A 17351-nucleotide genomic window follows, 5' to 3' on the forward strand; every position below is an offset into this window, starting at 1 on the left:
GGGGGTGCCGGACGATACCGATTTGAACCCCGTACCCATATGGCCGGTAACCTTGGGTATTCGGGTACGAGCAACCAGCCGTGCCCTGACCGTGCCGTACGTACTGAAGAGAGCACTGTGGCCGCCGACAAGATCGACACGATCGTCAGCCTGAGCAAGCGCCGTGGCTTCGTCTACCCCTGCAGCGAGATCTACGGCGGTACGCGTGCCGCCTGGGACTACGGGCCGCTGGGTGTCGAGCTCAAGGAGAACATCAAGCGCCAGTGGTGGCGTTCGATGGTCCAGGGTCGCGAGGACGTCGTCGGACTCGACTCGTCGGTCATCCTGGCCCGCGAGGTCTGGGAGGCTTCGGGCCACGTCGCCACCTTCAACGACCCGCTGACCGAGTGCCTCTCCTGCCACAAGCGCCACCGGGCCGACCACCTGGAGGAGAAGTACGAGGCCAAGCACGGCTTCCCGCCGCCGAACGGCCTCAAGGACGTGAACTGCCCCGACTGCGGCACCAAGGGCCAGTTCACCGAGCCCAAGGAATTCTCGGGCATGTTGAAGACCCACCTCGGCATCACCGAGGAGGCGTCCGGCCTGGCCTACCTGCGCCCCGAGACCGCCCAGGGCATCTTCACCAACTTCAGCGCCGTGCAGACCACTTCGCGCAAGAAGCCGCCGTTCGGCATCGCCCAGACCGGCAAGAGCTTCCGCAACGAGATCACGCCCGGCAACTTCATCTTCCGCACCCGCGAGTTCGAGCAGATGGAGATGGAGTTCTTCGTCAAGCCGGGCGAGGACGACCAGTGGCACGAGTACTGGCTCCAGCAGCGCTGGGACTGGTACGTCGACCTCGGCATGCGCACCGAGAACATGCGCTTCTTCGAGCACCCGAAGGAGAAGCTCTCCCACTACGCCAAGCGCACGGTGGACATCGAGTACCGCTTCAACTTCGGTGGCAGCGAGTTCTCGGAGCTCGAGGGCGTCGCCAACCGCACCGACTACGACCTGCGGGTGCACAGCGAGGCGTCCGGCAAGGACCTCCGCTACTTCGACCAGGAGTCGAACGAGCGCTACTTCCCGTACGTCATCGAGCCCGCGGCCGGCCTCAACCGCGCCATGCTCGCCTTCCTCCTCGACGCCTACTTCGAGGACGAGGCGCCCAACGCCAAGGGCGTCATGGAGAAGCGCGTCGGCATGCGTCTCGACCCGCGCCTGGCCCCGGTCAAGGTCGCCGTCCTGCCGCTGTCGCGCAACGCCGACCTCTCCCCGAAGGCCCGCGGCCTGGCCGCCGACCTGCGCACCGCGTGGAACGTCGAGTTCGACGACGCCGGCGCCATCGGCAAGCGCTACCGCCGCCAGGACGAGATCGGCACGCCGTTCTGCGTGACGGTCGACTTCGACACCCTCGAGGACAACGCGGTGACCGTTCGCGACCGCGACACCATGTCGCAGGAGCGCGTGTCGCTGGACCAGGTCAAGGCGTACCTGGGCGCGCGGCTCATCGGCTGCTGAGCCCTCGTTCCTCCCGGGAGCCCTCGTCCGCTCCGGCCCTTCGGCCGGGGTGGGCGGGGGCTCCCTCGTGTTTCTTGGAAGGTTGGAAGGGCGGCTAGCGCCAGGCCCAGCGGGAGCGGGGGGCCCGGGGGGTGGTCGGCAGGCCCGCGCTGCGCAGGGCGGCCAGGGTGGTGCGGTGGCGGGCCTCGTTGGCGAGCAGGGCGGCCAGCAACTGCCCGTACAGCGACGGGTGTTCGCTGATCGAGGCCGCCAGTCGGGCCACCTCCGTGGGCGGGCGAAGGGCGGCCAGCTCCTGCAGCAGGATGGTGGAGAGCTCGGGCAGCAGGTCGGTCGCGAGGACGGCGAGGTCCGGGGTGGGTCGGCCCGCGGCCTGGCGCAGCAGGGTGCGGACGTCCGCCTGGCGGCCGTGCTGGCGCAGGGCGGCCGCCAGGGAGGTCAGCTCCGGCGTCGGCGCCGAACCCCACTCCCACAGCAGCGTCGCGCCGTCCGCGTGCTGGCCGGCCCGCTCCAGCGCGGCGAGCAGGGCGGGCAGATCCGTCGCCGGGTAGGCCCAGAAGGCGCGGAACAGCTGCTCCGCCTCCTCCGCCAGGCCCAGCTCCCGCAGCTCCACGAGGACGGCCACTGCCTGCTCGGGCGCGGAACCGGCGCAGGTCGCGGCGAGCTGCAGCGAGGCGCCGGTGGGGCCGCGCCGGGCGAGCATGCCGATCAGTAGCGCCGCGTCGGCCGGGGTGAGGAGGACGGCGGCCTGGTTCAGCAGCTCGGTGGCCTCGGCGTCGGCGCCGGAGCGGTGGAGGGTGGTGATCCGCTGGGTGAGGGCGCCCAGGTCGGGTTTGACGGGGGGCGGCTCTTCCAGCGGTTGTTCCTGTGGCTGTGGCTGTGGCTGTGGTTGCGGGGGCTGGTGGGGCTGCTGGAGTTCGGGTTGCGGTTGGGGTTGTGAGGGCGGCTGTTGGGGCTGTTGCCCGGGGTGCAGCTGCTGGTCATGTCTGAGCTGGATCTCCAACTCCTGGATCTGATTGCTCAGTTGGAGGCATCGCGCGCCCAGCCCCTCGCGCAGGGTGCGGGCCTGGGCGAGCTGGCGCAGCAGGTCCCCGTCCGGGCGGTTGCGGCCGGGCGTCGAGCGTATGGCCTCGTTCAGTCTTCGTTCCCGCTGTCCCGCATAGCGGCTCGCTCTCAGTAACTCGTCGAGCTCGGTACGGAGTTCGTACGCCTCCTGCTCGATGGTGAGCTGCTGGCCTGCGGTTTCCTCCATAGGCCGCATGCGCATGATCGCCCCATCCCGTCCATCTAGACCCTGACTGTGGGACATATTGGCGAGGTTATGTGGCTGGGGAGTTAAGGGAGTGCGACCAGTCGTGTCCGAGTGGTGTCAAGGAGCGCGCAGAGGGCGGTCGTGGCGCGAAGTGCGCCGGTCGCGCTCCGTCGGCGGCGAGCACCACCGCGTGGGCACGGTGGTGCTCGCCGCCGACCTTCCTAGCCGCTCGACCGGCCGAAGTGGCGGGCGAAGAAGCGCGCGGGTCTCGGGACGACGAACAGGGCAGCGGCCGTGGAGACCGCCACCGTCACGTCCAGGATCGGGACGACGGGCCTCACTGCGCCAGCCGTGCCCGCGCCTCCATCAGGGCGAAGCCCAGCAGGTTCAAGCCGCGCCACTCGTCCGGCTGTTGGGCGCGGATGTCGTCGGCGGCGAGCCCGATGCCCCAGATCTGGTCCAGCGGGCTGGCCTCGACCAGGACGCGGGTGTTGGTGCTCAGGAGGTAGGAGAGGAGGTTCTCGTCCTGCTGGAACTTGGCGATGTTGCCCTCGACGACGAGCTCGAAGCGGTTGGCCACCCAGGTCTCGTCGTCGAAGTCCTTGACGAGCCGGCCCAGCTTCTTTGCCTCGGCGGGAGTGCGGGCATCGAGGATGCGGGCGGCGGTCGCGTGGTCGTCGAACATGCGGGCCTTGCCGGCCATCATCCAGTGCTCGGCGGAGGCGTAGGTGACCCCGTCCACGGTGAACGGCTGCGGCCACCACTGGCTGAGGCACGCCTGCCGGGTGCCGCCGCCCTTGCGCTCGGTGTGGCCCCAGAACATGACCCACTTGGGCTGCACCCCGGTGGCCATCAGCGCGGCGAGGTCGGCGCGGGTGCGGACGTCGGCGAGGGTGGCGGGCGTCTGGCGGGGTCCCATGGTGCTCATATCGTCATTCTGACGCAAAGGGGGGATTTAGGCCAGCGGGTTCTCCAGGCCGAGGACGGAGAGGGCTTCGTGGGCGACGGTACGGATCGGCTCGGAGGGGTCGGTGAGGAGGCTGGTGATCGTGGCGACCGACTCAGGCTCCTCGGGCCAGGCCAGCGCCAGCAGCTTGACGGCGACCATCCGCACGTCGTCGGACGCGTCCTGGCGGGCGAGGTCGAGCGCCGGGCGGAACGCCGCCTCGGTGAACCGCGCGGCCAGGACCTGGAGGGCGGCGACACGGACCTCCGGCTCGTCGTCGGCGAGGGCCGTGGCGGCAGCCGGGCGGCTGTCGGGGTGGTCGGGCCAGTACTCGCCGAGGAGGCGCAGGGCCTCCGCGCGAACGGCCGGGGCGGGGTCGCCGGTGGCGTTGTGGACAGTTGGACGGGTGTCGGAGTGGCCGGCCCAGCCGTCGGCGAGGAGTCGCAGGGCCTCGGTGCGGACGTCCGGGTGGGTGTCGCCGGCCGCATTGCGCACGGCGAGGTGGGTGTCGGCGCCTTCGCGCCAGTATTCGCAGAGGAGGAGGAGAGCCGTGACGCGGACAGTGGGGGCGGGGTCGTCGGTGGCCGCGCGGAGATCGGGTGAGGAGATGGAAGGGAGCAGGGCGACCAGCCGGAGGGCTTCGGCGCGGACGGCCGGGTCGTGGTCTCCTGCGGCAGTGCGGAGGGTGGGCACGGTGTCGGGGTGGTCGAGCCAGCGGTAGCCAAGGCTCTGCAGCGCTTCGATGCGGACGAGCGGTTCGTCGTCGGTGGTGGCGGCCTGAACCGTGAGGCGGCTGTGGTGGGAGGACCTTTCGACCTGGGGACCGTTCATGCGCAGGGGTGTTGCGCCGGAGAAGGTGGCCCGGAGGGAGTTGTCGAAGGGCCAGGAGCCCGAGAGCAGCCGGAGGGCTCTGATGCGAACCTCCGGTGAGGTGTCTCCGGCAGCGGCCTCGACGATTCGCGCGGCGTGATGGTCCTCGGGCCAGTACTCGGCGAGGAAGGCCAGCGCTTCCACGCGTGTGGCCGCATCCGGAGCTTGGGTGGCTACGGTCTTGACGACGGCGATGGCGTCACCTTGGGGTATCGACTCATCGACGAGAGCCTGGAGCGGCTCGCTCCACGGGCCGTCGGTGAGGTCGTCGGCGGGGTCGGACCGAGAAATGATCTTGGTGGCGAGCGGATGCCAGCGGACCGTCGACAGCGGCACCGTCGATCCGTCGGTGAGGCAGAGGCGCCGGGCGATGAGTACGCCGGTGGTCACTGCATGAGTGCCGGAACCGCTCAACGCGGAGTGGTACCAGTGCAGATAGCGTTGGCGGCCACTCCAGAAGCGATCGAAGGTCGCGAGGGCCGGAAGGGCCTCTTCGGCGTTGAGCATGGACTCCCGACGGAGCGCGATGGTCAGGGCGTCGATGATCGCGTCGCTCTGCGCCGACACGGAAAGGTGGTCGTCGCTGGTTCTCGGATCGGCCTGGGCGCTGATCTCGTCCACTTCGGCGAGCACCCGGATGGCGAAGACCAGCGGCGGCGAGTTCCGCGGCCGGTGGATCGACCGGTGCCGTTCGAGGAGTCGGGCGAGGAAGGCCGCCACGTCCCGTTGCTTGAGCCGACCGGCGGTCAGCAGTACCACTTCGTGCCAGGCCGGGTCCTTGGAGTACTCGTCGAGCAGGTCGATGAAGTCCTCCCGGCTCCACTCCTCCTCGTCCCGGCGGCGAACCAGGTCGGAGGACGCGAGATATTCGAGGAACGTCCGGTGGACGAAGCCGTAGATGCCGCCGCCGTAGTGGGCGAGCAGGAAGTTCCGGGTCCGCAACCGCTCGACCAGGGAGTCCGCCGCTATCTCGGCCGCCGGTCTGCCGATGTTGTGCTCGATGAAGAACTCGCTGATGAGGCCGGTGAGTTCATCATGGTGGATGAAGGTTCCGGCGAGCCGCCCGGCATCGCTCTGCATCCGGCGGGCGATGCGTTCGAGAAGCTTGAGCCTGCGGTTGGTGTTCAGCCACTCCAGAGCCTGCGCGGCTTCGGCGTTCGACGGCCCTGATGGCGTGAGGAATTTTGCGTCCCGGTCCCAGCGTTCGATCAGGACCTCGATGGCGTGGGCGTAGACGTTCCGTCGTTCGCGGGGGATGGTGTGCCCGAGGCCGATGGCGGCCAGGACGGTCAACAGCAAGGGGTTTCCGGCGAGTTCGCCGACCGCGCGGATGTTCCGGACGGCGTGCAGGAGCCGTTCGGTGAGCTGAGCGGCGCGGGCCGGGTCGGCAGGGTGGGCGGCCGTGTACCAGCGGCGTGTGAACGTCGTGACCTGGGAATCGTCCAGGTTCCGCAGCTTCACGTGACGGAACCCGGCGGAGATGAAGGGGCTCGGGAGATAGCCGTGCTCGCGCGACGTGACGATCGTGCGCACCCGGGGGTAGGCGGAGGTGAAGGCGGCGATCCGGCGGGAGACGGTCGCGCGCAGCTCCGGGTCGAAGATCTCATCGAGGCCGTCGAAGGCCACCAATGCCTGGCCGTCGCCGAATAGTTGGGACAGGATCCTGCGGGGGAGACCCATGCGCTCCTGGGCGTGGATGAACTCCAGGAACTCCTCGATGGTGCGTTCCTGGTGCTGTGCGTACTGCCGGAGTTCGACCACCACCGGCACCAGCCCCACCATGGGCGTCAGTTCGGAGGGGACCCTGTCCAGTGCACCGGCCAGCGCGAGGGCGAGGAACTTCGTCAGCGTCGACTTGCCTCCGCCGGGATCGCCGATGATGACGATCCGCGGTTCGGCGTACTCCGCGAGCAACTGAAGGATCGGGAGCCGCAGGTGCATCCTCAGATCGGTCGACCGTATGGGTGCCGACCAGTCGGACTCGGGACTTTGGGCGCGGTAGTTCCCGTAGTCCTGCGGGATGTACACCTGCCGCAGCTCGATCACCGGTTGCTCGCCCGCCATCCCGGACGGTCCGAGGACGTCCAGGTTCAGGCGGCGGTAGACCTCCCGCACCCGCGCCAGGTACGCCTCGATCGCCGCCTCCGCGTCGATGGCGGGCTCCGGCCGCATGCCCTGGTAGATGGTGATGTCACGCCCGGCGGCCATCGCCTCCTGGCCCTCCGCCGTGACGATCCGCTCGGCGCGTTCCCGCCGCCAGGGCCGCCAGAGGCTCAAGAGGACCGCCCGTTCAGGTCGATCCCGTTGATGTCACCGCCGGCCGCCACCGATCCCCGCCCGCTGGCCGAGACCTCCCGGCTCCCCGAACTCGCGCTGCTGCCCGTCCCGTTGATGTCCCCGCCCGCCGCGATGCCGCCGGCCCGCGCCTCGACCGTACGGTCGCTGCTCGCCGCCGGCGCCCGCAGGGCGAGGACGGCGGCCACCGCCCCGACCACTCCCGCCACCGTGCCCGCGACGCCGGAGACCAGCCCCGTCATCTCCTGGTCCGTCAGCAGAGCGACCAGCACCAGCGCCACTGTCGCCGCGCCCCCGACCCCGGCGACCCACCACCACGTCCCACGCTGCATCGCGCGCCCCTCCGCCCCTCCGCACAAACCCTGGAGGCAGAACGGTAGCTCAGCAGGCCGTCACCCGCCCCCGCTCGACCTAGGCAGGGCGCGCCCTAAGCTGCCCGGCTATGAGCGCACCCGACGACCGCCACCTCCGCCCGTTCCGCATCGCGATCCCGGACGCCGACCTGGCCGACCTGCACGAGCGCCTGGACCGCACCCGCTGGCCCGAGGAACTCCCGGGCGTCGGCTGGGACTACGGCGTCCCGGGCGCGCACCTGCGGGAGCTGGCGCGCTACTGGCGCCACGAGTACGACTGGCGCGCGGCCGAGGCGCGGCTCAACGAGTGGCCGCAGTTCACGACGACGATCGACGGCGCCAACGTCCACTTCGCACACCTGCGTTCGCCCGAGCCCGACGCCACGCCGCTGCTGGTCACCCACGGCTGGCCGGGCTCCTTCGCCGAGTTCGAGCGCATCGCCGGCCCGCTCACCGACCCGGCCGCGCACGGCGGGGACGCGGCGGACGCCTTCCACCTGGTGCTGCCGAGCATCCCCGGCTTCGGCTTCTCCGGCCCCACCCGCGACCGGGGTTGGGAGTTCAAGCGCGTCGCGGCTGCTCTCGCCGAGCTGATGCGGCGCCTCGGCTACGAACGCTACGGGGTGCAGGGAGGCGACTGGGGCTCGGCGATCTCCCGCGAGATCGGCCGCACCCGGCCCGAGCGGGTGATCGGCGTCCACCTGAACCTGATCCCCGGCGCGGCCGCCACCGCCGAGCCCACCGAGGAGGAGCTCGCCCCGCTGACCCCGGCCGAGCGCGAGCGCATCCGCGCGTCCTGGGAGCGGACGAAGGCGTGGAACCGCGACCGCCAGGGGTACGCGGACATCCAGTCCACCCGCCCGCAGACCCTCTCCTACGCGCTCACGGACTCGCCGGTCGGCCAACTCGCCTGGATCGCCGAGAAGTTCGTCGAGTGGACGGACACCCGCGAACACCCCGAGGGCCCGATCGACCGCGACCATCTGCTCACCGACGTGATGCTCTACTGGCTCACGGGCACGGCCGGTTCCTCCGCCCGCATCTACTACGAACGCGCCCACGCCGACTACTGGGGCGCGCCCCCGGAGCCGTCCACGGCACCGACCGCGCTGGCGGCCTTCCCGGAGGAGAACTTCGTCCTGCTGCGGCACATCGCGGAGCGCAGCAACAACATCGTCAGGTGGACGGAGTTCGACCGTGGCGGCCACTTCGCCGCGATGGAGCAGCCGGAGCTGCTCGTCGGCGACATCCGGGCCTTCTTCCGCCAGTTGAAGGACGCGCCTTAGCGCGGTGAGCTGTGCCAGCGCCACGTGGTCAGGCGGGGGTGCCCGGGCAGTTCGGCGCGGCCGGTGGCCCACAGCAGGGTGGGCCAGGGGTCCGTGCCGTCCGGGGCCTGCGGGAACAGGCGGGTGAGCACCCGGGAGCAGAGGTCGGAGGGCGGGGTCCAGGCCAGCCCGAAGCCTTCCGCCACGTCGTGCAGGTGCACCAGCGTCTCCACCACCCCCATCGCCGCGAACCCCTCGGGGTCCGACACCCCGGAGGTGTGGTGGGCGCGGACGTGGGGCGGCGTGGTGCGCACCATGGCGGCCAGCAGCGCGCCGCACGCCTCCAGCACCTGCACCAGGCCCGCCGGACCGGCGTCGCGTTCCGCGTGGGCGAAGACCATGGGAGCCTCGGCCCGCTTGCGGGTCAGCGCGAAGGGTACGTGGGTGTCCAGCGGCGGCTGCTGCGGCCCCAGTTGCACGGCGTAGTAGAACAGGTCGTTGGCGAGGTGCTCGGCGGTCTCCCAGCAGTCCCACTCCAGCGAACCGGCCCTGCTGCCCCACCCGTCCGGGGGCACGTCCCGCAGGGTGGCGACGGCGAGCCGCACGGCGAGCTCGACGTCGTCGGCGGTGACGGGGGACAGGGCCGGTGCGGGTTCGACTGATCGGGACATGGCGGCACCGTATCGTGAGGGGGGAGAACCGCCTGTACAGGTGCTGCGAAGGTTCGTCCGCCGCCTACCGTGTTCCGATGAGCCCCGACCATGCTCCCACCTGGCACGTTCTGCTGATCGGCGGCGCCTCCGGCGTCGGCAAGAGCCGGGCCGCCGCCGCCCTGGCGGCCGAACTCGGCGCGTTCGTCGTGGAGTTCGACGAGTGGTGGCCGCGCTCCAGGCCGCGACCACCGCCGACACCCAACCCCGGGCTGCACCTGTTCCGCGACGCGGCCGAACTGCCCGCCGACCGCGTCCTCGAGTTGCAGATCGCCACCGCCCGCGCCCTGGACGAGGCGCTGCTCGGGGTGGTCCGCAACCGGCTGACCGTAGGCGTGCCCGCGATCGTCGAGGGCGACTACCTCACCCCGGCCGCCGAGGCCCGCGCCCTGCGCCTGCCGGTGGTCGACTGCCGCCCGTACGCGAGCCTGCCGCTCCGCTTGAACTCGGCGCTGCAGCACACGCGTTGACCCGACCCTGCCCGCCCCGACCCTGCCCCCGCGCCAACATAAGGCCGGTTAACATACAGACATGAATGTACGTAAAGCACAGCCGAGCCCGTTAGCCCCCCGCCGCCCCGGCCAGGTCGAACGGAGCGCCCAGTCCCGCAGCGCCCTGATGGAGTCCGCCGCCCGCAGCCTCTCCCGGTACGGCTACGGCAACCTCGTCCTCGCCCAGGTGGCCGCCGACGCCGGGTACAGCCGAGGCGCGCTGTACCACCAGTTCAAGGGCAAGGATGAGCTCGTCCTCGCCGCCCTGGAGTGGGTCCTCGCCACCTGGGACCGCGAGGTCGGCGTCCTCGTCGAGCGCGAGCCGGACCCGGTCGGCGCGCTGCTGGCGATGGCGCGCGGGCACGCGGTCTTCTGCCGCCGCGACATCGCCCGCATGGCGCTCGCACTGCGCCTGGAGTTCAGCGGCCAGGACCACCCCGTGGGTCGCGCCGTGGAGGCCGGCTACGCCCTGCTCGTCGCCGACTGCGAGGCCCGCATCGAGGCGGGCCGCGCCGCCGGGGCGATCCCGCCGGGCCAGCCGGCGCACGTCCTCGCGCTGGCCTTCGTCGGGGCGCTGGAGGGCGTGGTCGTCTCCCTCGCCGGCCGGGCGCCCTACGACGAGGTGCTCGCGGAACGCGCCGCCGCAGGCGTGCTGGGAATCCGGCCATGAGGATTCCGAAGGAAACCCACACCCGACGCCCCTGGCGCATCCACGAGTTGACGCGCGACTTCCGCGTCGAGGACGTCTGGGCGCTGCCCACACCCGGCGGGCCCGACGACCTCCCGCTCCTCGTCGACTGGTTCACCGAGGGAAGCGCGGGCGGCAACGGCGAGGGCGACGGCAACGGCGACAGCAACGGCGAGAACCCCTTCACCGGCATCCCCGGCCTCCTCTACGAGGTCCGGCTGCGCCTCGGCCGCGCCTTCGGCTGGGACCGGGAGGGCGAGGGCGTCGGCGCGCGGGTCGACTCGCTGCGCACCCGCCTCCCCGAGGACCTCCGCGCGGGCCCGCGCGGCCCGGACCTGGCCTCGGTGCCCTTCACCTCCGTCTACCTGACCGACACCGAGTGGGCGGCCGAGATGGCCAACAGCACCGTGCACACCGTGATGCACATCGGATGGGTGCCGGACGGAAACGGCGGCCACCGAGGCGAGATGACCGTCCTGGTGAAGCCCAACGGCCTGCTTGGCAGGGCGTACATGGCCTTCGTCACCCCCTTCCGCCACCTCGTCGTCGACCCGGCACTGATGCGCATGATCGGCCGGGACTGGCGCGCGAGGACGGCGCCCCCGGTCGCCCGGCGGCAGGAGATCCCCGAGGAGATCCGCGCCCTCATCGGCCACGGGCGGCGCGGCTACGCCGACCTGTTCGCCCTCGCCACCGACGGCACGATCGCCACCCCGGAGGTCTGGGCCCGCGTCATGCTGGAGCAAGTCGCCGGAATCCAGGGCCAGTTCGTCTGGCGGGCGCTGCTCGGCCTGCGACTGCGCCGGGGCGCCTCACCGCAGCACATCGCCGGCTGGCGGATCGCCGAGCGGCGTGACGGCCTGATCCGCGTCGAGGCCCACGGCCGTATGCTCACCGGGAACCTCGTCGTGCAGGCCGACGGGGAACAGGTCTCACTGGCGACCGTCCTGCGCTACAGGCATCCACGGGGGGCCAGGATCTGGAAGCGGCTCTCCGCCGTCCACCGGCGCGTGGCGCCGGACCTCCTCCGCGACACCCACCGCCTGGTGCTCGCGCGAGCGACGGGACCGAAAGCGGGACCGAAACCGGGGCCGGACCGCACTCCCCGCCACTTCTAACGTATAGCGCAAGGGGGGCCTTGCGGCAAGGCCCCCCTGGAGGCGCACAATCGCTGGTCTGAGATCGGAGCTGATGCCATGACCCCCCTCACGACCAGCGTGTTCGCCCTCCCCGCCCACCTCTCCGCCAAGGCCGACCCGGCCCTGACCGCCGCCGACGAGCGGCACTTCGCGGCGGTCGCGGCGAGCCTGGAGGCGGCGATCGCCGAGCTGTCCGATCAACTGGACGCCGTGCGCCGCGCCCCCGGGGGCCTCGGCCGCGCCGCGATGGACCGCGACGTGGAGGTGCACCGCCTCACCTCCCGGCTGCGCGCCCTGCGCCGCTTCGGGCTCGACCTGTGCCTGGGCCGCATCGTCGACCGGACGCCCGGCGGCTCCGAGCCCGTGTACGTCGGCCGCCTCGGCCTCACCGACGGTGACGGCCGCCGGCTGCTGATCGACTGGCGCTCCCCGGCCGCCGAACCGTTCTTCGCCGCCACCCACGCCCACCCCCAGGGCCTCGCCAGCCGCCGCCGCTACCGCTGGACCAACGGCCGGATCACCGACTACTGGGACGAGGTCTTCACCCCCGACGGCCTGGAGGGCCACGCCGCCCTCGACGACCAGTCCGCCTTCATCGCCAGCCTCGGCACCAGCCGCTCACCCCGCATGCGCGACGTCCTGGCCACCATCCAGTCCGACCAGGACACCGTCATCCGCGCCGACTCACGCGGCGCCCTCGTCGTCGACGGCGGCCCCGGCACCGGCAAGACCGTCGTCGCCCTCCACCGCTCCGCCTACCTGCTGTACGCCGACCCCCGCCTCGGCCACCGGCGCGGCGGCGTCCTCTTCGTCGGCCCCCACCAGCCCTACCTGGCGTACGTCGCCGACGTCCTCCCCAGCCTCGGCGAGGAGGGCGTACGGACCTGCACCCTGCGCGACCTCCTCCCCGAGGGCGCGCAGGCCGGTACCGAGGCCGACCCCGAGGTCGCCCGCCTCAAGGCCACGACGGGCATGGTCACGGAGGCGATCGACGCCGCCGTCCGCCTGTACGAGGAGCCGCCGACCGAAGGGCTGACCGTCGAGACGTACTGGGCCGACCTCCCCCTCACCCCCGCCGACTGGGCCAATGCCTTCGCGGCCGTCGAACCCGGCACCCCGCACAACGAGGCGCGCGAGCAGATCTGGGACGAACTGGCCGCCGTCCTCTGGGAGAAGATGGAGGAGGCGGCCGAGGAGGACGACGAGGTCTCCCCGCAGCTCTTCCGCCGATCACTGCGCCAGAACCGGGAGTTGGTCACCGCACTCAACCGCGCCTGGCCGATGCTGGAGCCCACGGACATCGTCGGCGACCTCTGGACGGTCCCCGCCTACCTGCGCCGCTGCGCGCCCTGGCTCGAGGTGGAGGACGTCCGACAGTTGCAGCGTAAGGATGCGCCGCACGCCTGGACGGTCTCCGACCTGCCGCTCCTCGACGCCGCCCGGCACCGGCTCGGCGACCCGTCGGTCGGCACCCGCAAGCGGCGGCGGGAGGCGGCGGCGGAGGCCGAGCGGGAGCGGATGGCCGACGTCATCGGCCACATCCTGGAGGCGGACGAGGACGGGGACGGCGCGGTGGAGATGCTGCGCGGACAGGACCTCAAGGACGTCCTGGTGGACGAGAACGTCCTGCCGGGGGAGGAAGCCGAACCGCTGGACGGACCGTTCGCGCACATCGTCGTCGACGAGGCGCAGGAACTCACCGACGCGGAATGGCGGATGCTGCTGCTGCGCTGCCCGTCGCGCAGCTTCACGATCGTCGGCGACCGGGCGCAGGCACGGCACGGGTTCGCGGAGGCGTGGGAGGAACGGCTGACGCGGGCCGGGTTCGACCGGGTCCGGGAGGCGTCGCTGACGGTCAACTACCGTACGCCGGAAGAGGTCATGGCGGAGGCGGAGAAGGTGATCCGGGCGGCCCTGCCGGACGCCAACGTGCCGACCTCGATCCGTTCCAGTGGAATTCCCGTGCGGTACGGGCGAGTTGAGGAACTGGACGCGGTGCTCGACGGCTGGCTCGCCGAGCATCCGGAGGGGACGGCCTGCGTCATCGGCGCGGGCTCAGGGTTCCAGGAACGCCCGCGCGTACGGGCGTTGACGCCCGTGCTCGCCAAGGGGCTGGAGTTCGACCTCGTCGTGGTCGTCGAGCCGGCGGCGTTCGGGGACGGGGTCGAGGGGGCGGTCGACCGGTATGTGGCGATGACGCGGGCGACGCAGCGGCTGGTGGTGCTGGATCGCCCGGCTGAGTAGCGAGTTGGCGATCAGGGTCACGGAGGAGAGGACGAGGAGGAAGAGGAGGTTCGCCACCCCCGGGTCGTCGGGACGGACGGGGGAGGAGGCGAGGAACCCGGCACCCGCCCCGGTCGCGACGGAGAACATCGCGGCGACGACCAGGGCGGCCCGGGGGCGGGTCGGCGGAGGGGTCATGAGCCCAGGTGTGGGGGCGGGGGAGGCGAGGTCAGGTCTTCGAGCCGGGCGGTCCACTCGATGCCGCCGGTGGGCGGGCGGAGGTAGACCACGTTGCCCACGGTGTCCATGACGACGCCGAGTTGGCGGGTGCGGGTGTCGTAGAGGAGCTCGGGTTCGTCGATCACGTGATCAGCCAGGAGTCGAGACGGACGGTGATCACCTTTTCGCTGGTGCCGACGACCCTGGCGGGGAGCGGGGTGCCGCCGGCGCGGTTCAGGGTGACGGCCGAGCCGAGTTCGGGGTGCCAGGGCTGCTGCTCGGCCCGGGCCCGCTGGGCGCGGACGCCCAGGCGGAGGAGGTCGACGATCTGGAGGATCACGGAGGTGGGGGCGGCGCCGAGGTCGATCAGGACGATGCCGGTGACGGAGGCGCACTGCCAGTCGATGCCGGGGGAGGGGAGCTGGGTCCCGGCGTAGGCGAGGGTCGCCTTGAGGTCGTCGAGGGCGTCGGCGGCCTCCCGGCGGTCTTCGGCGGTGATCCTTCTGAGGATGGATGCCATGGGGGTGCGCTCCTGGGGGAATTGGTGCTTTCGCATCCAGGGTGCGGGTCGTGGGGTTACTCTGTGAAGTAGGGGAGGAACAGCGAGTTACTAGTTAGGATTTGCGTATGCCCGCGCCTGAATTCACCCTCGGCGGCATGACCCCTCGCGAGTTCTACGCGTTCGAACTCAAGCGCTATCGCGAGGCGATGGTCCCGAAGATGACCCAGGAACAGCTCGGGGCAGTGGTGTTCTGCTCCGGGGCCTACATCGGCCAGTTGGAGACGATGGCCCGAGTGCCGCAGCTCGCGCTCAGCAAGTTGATTGACAAGGCGCTCAACACCGGTGGGGCGCTGGAACGCTTGCACGCGCTGATGGGCTTCACGTACTTCCCGGACTACTTCACCCATGCGGCGGATCACGAGTCGCGAGCGCTGGTCATCGAGGAGTACGCCGGGCAACTCGTGCCAGGCGTCCTGCAAACCGCAGAGTACGCGCGAGCGTTGTTCTCGGCGGGTTCCATCCTGTACCCCGAGAAGCAGATCACTGAGATGGCCGACTCTCGGATCGAACGCGGGCGGCGCATCACTGCGGTGGACGGCCCCAGCTTGTGGTTCATCCTCGACGAAGCGGTCCTTCGGAGGGTGATTGGCAGCCGCCAGGTCATGGCGGATCAGCTGGATCACGTGACCGCGTTGATCAAAGAGCGGCGCATGGTTGTTCAAGTAGTCCCGTACGATGCCGGGGCCTATCCGCTGCTGTCGGGGTTGCTTAGCTTGATGACCTTCGAGGACGCCCCACCACTTGCATACAGCGAGTCGGCTCATGCGGGACAACTGCTGGACGATCCGCCAGAGGTGGCCAAGTGTCGTCGCGCATACGATGTGGCCCGGGCTACCGCGCTCCCGGCGCGGGATTCCCTGGAGTTCATCCAGTCAATCGCACAGGGGTTCAAGAGTGATAGGGACTACAAGCCGGTGGCGGAAGAGTAGCCACAGCAATGCTGAGAACGGCTCATGCGTCGAGGTGGACGACGCGACTCCCGGCCGCGTCCGCGACTCCAAGGACCCGAGCGGTCCGGCCCTCGCCTTCACGCCTGCGGCCTGGCAGTCCTTCGTATCCGCCGTCCGCTCCGGCGAGTTCGGCGCCTCCGCCATCTGACCTCTGGCCTCGGTCGTCGCCATTGCCGACGACCGAGGCCAGTTGCGTCACCTCAGCCCTGCTGAACCGCCTTGACCTTGTCCAACTGCTGCTTGACCCACTTCTCCTCCGGCATCGACGTATCCGCGAGCGCCGAGTTGGCGACCATCGTGATCACGTCCCCGGTGCGGACGAACACATAGGTCTTCGTCTCCATCACCGCGTTCTGCCCGCCGTCCTCGCGGTACTCCGCCTTCAACGCCAGCGTGGCGTCCCCGGACGCCTGGTACGTCCCCTTGCTGAACTTGGCCTGAGCCTTGGGCATGCCCGTCATGGCGATCTTGACGTTCGCGCAGGACGCGAGAGCCGACTCCGCAGCCGCCATGGCCTTCTCCGCCTGCCCGGGCGCGTACTGGGTCAGGTGGATCTCCAGGTACTCCCGGCCCATGCCGTGGTAGTACGCGCCCGTCGCCGAAGCAGCCGGCGCCTTCGCCGCGTTCCCCGCGTCGTCCAGGTCCGCGATGGCCTGGCAGGCGGGCTTCTCCGCAGTCTGCTTGTGCTCGTGCTGGGTCGGGCCCACGGTCGAGCGCTGCTCGTCCGCGTCCAGATCCTTCTTGGTGAGCAGCGCCTTCACGAGCTGCTCCTGCGTCAACTGCTTCCCCGCCGCCGGTGCGGCAGCCGTGGGTGCCTTGGAAGCGGCGCCGGTGGCAGCCGGAGCCGGGTCGTTGTCCGGCCCGCAGGCGGCGAGCGTCAGGGTCAGCGACGCGACGGCGGCTGCGGCCAGGGTGATGCGCATGGAACGCATGGTTCGAAATCCCCCGAAATCAGAACGAATTGCTTGAACACGCCAGCCGTCCGACCACAATGGATCACGGACGGCTGACGGCCGATCAAGGTACCGCACGATTCCGAAATCGGATTGATCACCGTCCGTGCGCCTGCATACGGTGTCCGTCATGGTGGCGACCTCAGACCCGGCCGACTGGCGCACGGCCAACCGCGCGATCTGGGACGAACGCGTCCCGATCCACACCGCCGGCACCTTCTACGACCTCCCCGGCTTCGTCGCGGGCGGCGACACACTCCGCGACTTCGAACCCGCCGAGGTCGGCGACGTCCGTGGGAAGACCCTGCTCCATCTCCAGTGCCACATCGGCCTGGACACCCTGTCCTGGGCCCGCCGGGGAGCCACCGTCACCGGCCTCGACTTCTCCGCGCCCGCCGTGGACGTGGCCGACGGCCTCGCGACGCAGATCGGCGCCACCACCGCCCGGTTCGTCACCGCCGACGTGTACGACGCCGTCCGCGCACTCGACGACCAGACCTTCGACATCGTCTACACGGGCCTCGGTGCCCTGTGCTGGCTTCCCGACATCGCCCGGTGGGCACGGACGGCGGCGGCCCTGGTCGCCCCGGGCGGCTTCCTGTACCTGGCCGAGTTCCATCCCGTGACCGAAGTCCTCGCCGAGGACGGCCGCACCGTCGAAGGCGACTACTTCCACCGCGATCCGATCGTCGTCGACGAGCCCGGCAGCTACGCCGACCGGACTGCGGCGACCACCGCAACCCTGACGTACGAATGGCGGCACGGCATCGGCGACGTCGTCAGCGCCCTGATCGCGGCGGGCCTGCGCCTGGAGTTCCTGCACGAGCACGACGGCGGCCACTTCCGCCTCCCCGCAGGCGTGGGCGTCCCGCAGCTCTACACACTCCGTGCTGCGAAGTGAAGTGGTCGGCGGTGCGGCATGGTCGCGCGGGGATTGC

17 protein-coding genes are annotated in these 17351 nt (G+C 70.9%); 9 read left to right on the plus strand and 8 right to left on the minus strand.

From position 1 onward, the window contains the following. The first annotated feature begins 117 nt into the window (after window positions 1-117). The gene (locus IH61_RS0109895; protein ID WP_031067926.1) at window positions 118-1500 is read left to right on the plus strand and encodes a glycine--tRNA ligase; all 1383 of its coding nucleotides are present in this window, start codon (window positions 118-120) and stop codon (window positions 1498-1500) included. Window positions 1501-1594: 94 nt separating this feature from the next. Here IH61_RS0109895 and IH61_RS46885 read toward each other — a convergent pair whose 3' ends face one another. The 4 genes from IH61_RS46885 to IH61_RS0109920 form a co-directional block, all read right to left on the minus strand. Continuing rightward, the gene (locus IH61_RS46885) at window positions 1595-2749 is read right to left on the minus strand and encodes a hypothetical protein (RefSeq protein WP_031067927.1); all 1155 of its coding nucleotides are present in this window, start codon (window positions 2747-2749) and stop codon (window positions 1595-1597) included. A 337-nt stretch (window positions 2750-3086) separates the two neighbouring features. Further along, window positions 3087-3677 carry an NADAR family protein gene (locus IH61_RS0109910; protein WP_078910976.1) on the minus strand — a complete coding sequence of 197 codons (591 nt, stop codon included), beginning with the start codon at window positions 3675-3677 and terminating at the stop codon, window positions 3087-3089. A gap of 27 nt (window positions 3678-3704) precedes the next feature. Continuing rightward, window positions 3705-6842, minus strand: coding sequence for a HEAT repeat domain-containing protein (locus IH61_RS0109915; RefSeq protein WP_051836687.1), 3138 nt, complete (start codon window positions 6840-6842; stop codon window positions 3705-3707). Beyond that, window positions 6839-7192 (minus strand): hypothetical protein, encoded by a 354-nt coding sequence (locus IH61_RS0109920; protein WP_031067933.1) that lies wholly within the window; start codon window positions 7190-7192, stop codon window positions 6839-6841. The genes IH61_RS0109915 and IH61_RS0109920 overlap by 4 nt, the downstream gene beginning before the upstream one ends. Before the next feature lie 110 nt (window positions 7193-7302). On the opposite strand from IH61_RS0109920, the gene IH61_RS0109925 reads away from it, so the two are divergent. Continuing rightward, window positions 7303-8499, plus strand: a complete 1197-nt coding sequence (locus tag IH61_RS0109925; protein ID WP_031067935.1) for an epoxide hydrolase family protein — start codon at window positions 7303-7305, stop codon at window positions 8497-8499. Here the strand turns inward: IH61_RS0109925 and IH61_RS0109930 are convergent. Further along, window positions 8496-9149 carry a hypothetical protein gene (locus IH61_RS0109930; RefSeq protein ID WP_031067936.1) on the minus strand — a complete coding sequence of 218 codons (654 nt, stop codon included), beginning with the start codon at window positions 9147-9149 and terminating at the stop codon, window positions 8496-8498. The two genes, IH61_RS0109925 and IH61_RS0109930, sit on opposite strands and share 4 nt — an antisense overlap. 77 nt (window positions 9150-9226) lie before the next feature. Between IH61_RS0109930 and IH61_RS0109935 the strand changes: the two genes are divergently transcribed. From IH61_RS0109935 to helR, 4 genes are all read left to right on the plus strand, one after another. Further along, window positions 9227-9658: an AAA family ATPase gene (locus IH61_RS0109935; RefSeq protein ID WP_051836689.1), complete on the plus strand. Its 432-nt coding sequence runs from the start codon at window positions 9227-9229 to the stop codon at window positions 9656-9658. A 61-nt stretch (window positions 9659-9719) separates the two neighbouring features. Next, window positions 9720-10349 (plus strand): TetR/AcrR family transcriptional regulator, encoded by a 630-nt coding sequence (locus tag IH61_RS0109940; protein WP_031067940.1) that lies wholly within the window; start codon window positions 9720-9722, stop codon window positions 10347-10349. Next, a complete protein-coding gene (locus IH61_RS49915) occupies window positions 10346-11485 on the plus strand; it encodes a DUF2867 domain-containing protein (protein ID WP_078910977.1) in 1140 nt (379 codons plus the stop codon). Before IH61_RS0109940 ends, IH61_RS49915 begins: the two co-directional genes overlap by 4 nt. Before the next feature lie 78 nt (window positions 11486-11563). After that, a complete protein-coding gene (gene helR / locus IH61_RS0109950; protein WP_031067944.1) occupies window positions 11564-13750 on the plus strand; it encodes an RNA polymerase recycling motor ATPase HelR in 2187 nt (728 codons plus the stop codon). Window positions 13751-13923: 173 nt separating this feature from the next. Here helR and IH61_RS46890 read toward each other — a convergent pair whose 3' ends face one another. Together IH61_RS46890 and IH61_RS44350 are read right to left on the minus strand one after the other, a co-directional pair. Beyond that, on the minus strand, window positions 13924-14094 hold the full coding sequence (locus IH61_RS46890; RefSeq protein WP_158844865.1) for a hypothetical protein: 171 nt from the start codon (window positions 14092-14094) through the stop codon (window positions 13924-13926). Beyond that, entirely contained in the window at window positions 14091-14468 is a 378-nt protein-coding gene (locus IH61_RS44350) for a hypothetical protein (protein WP_031067945.1), read from the minus strand. The genes IH61_RS46890 and IH61_RS44350 overlap by 4 nt, the downstream gene beginning before the upstream one ends. Window positions 14469-14575: 107 nt before the next feature. Here IH61_RS44350 and IH61_RS0109965 point away from each other — a divergent pair, with 107 nt between their 5' ends. Continuing rightward, window positions 14576-15439: a helix-turn-helix domain-containing protein gene (locus IH61_RS0109965; RefSeq protein ID WP_051836691.1), complete on the plus strand. Its 864-nt coding sequence runs from the start codon at window positions 14576-14578 to the stop codon at window positions 15437-15439. Between the two features lie 34 nt (window positions 15440-15473). Next, entirely contained in the window at window positions 15474-15608 is a 135-nt protein-coding gene (locus IH61_RS0109970) for a DUF397 domain-containing protein (protein ID WP_420713876.1), read from the plus strand. 52 nt (window positions 15609-15660) lie between these two features. Here IH61_RS0109970 and IH61_RS0109975 read toward each other — a convergent pair whose 3' ends face one another. Beyond that, complete coding sequence (locus IH61_RS0109975; RefSeq protein ID WP_158844867.1) at window positions 15661-16383, minus strand: hypothetical protein; 723 nt, start codon at window positions 16381-16383, stop codon at window positions 15661-15663. Between the two features lie 160 nt (window positions 16384-16543). Here IH61_RS0109975 and IH61_RS0109985 point away from each other — a divergent pair, with 160 nt between their 5' ends. After that, window positions 16544-17314 (plus strand): class I SAM-dependent methyltransferase, encoded by a 771-nt coding sequence (locus IH61_RS0109985; protein WP_031067953.1) that lies wholly within the window; start codon window positions 16544-16546, stop codon window positions 17312-17314. Window positions 17315-17351: the final 37 nt, after the last annotated feature.

Origin of the sequence: Streptomyces sp. NRRL WC-3742 (assembly GCF_000720635.1) — a bacterium.
GTDB lineage: Bacteria > Actinomycetota > Actinomycetes > Streptomycetales > Streptomycetaceae > Kitasatospora.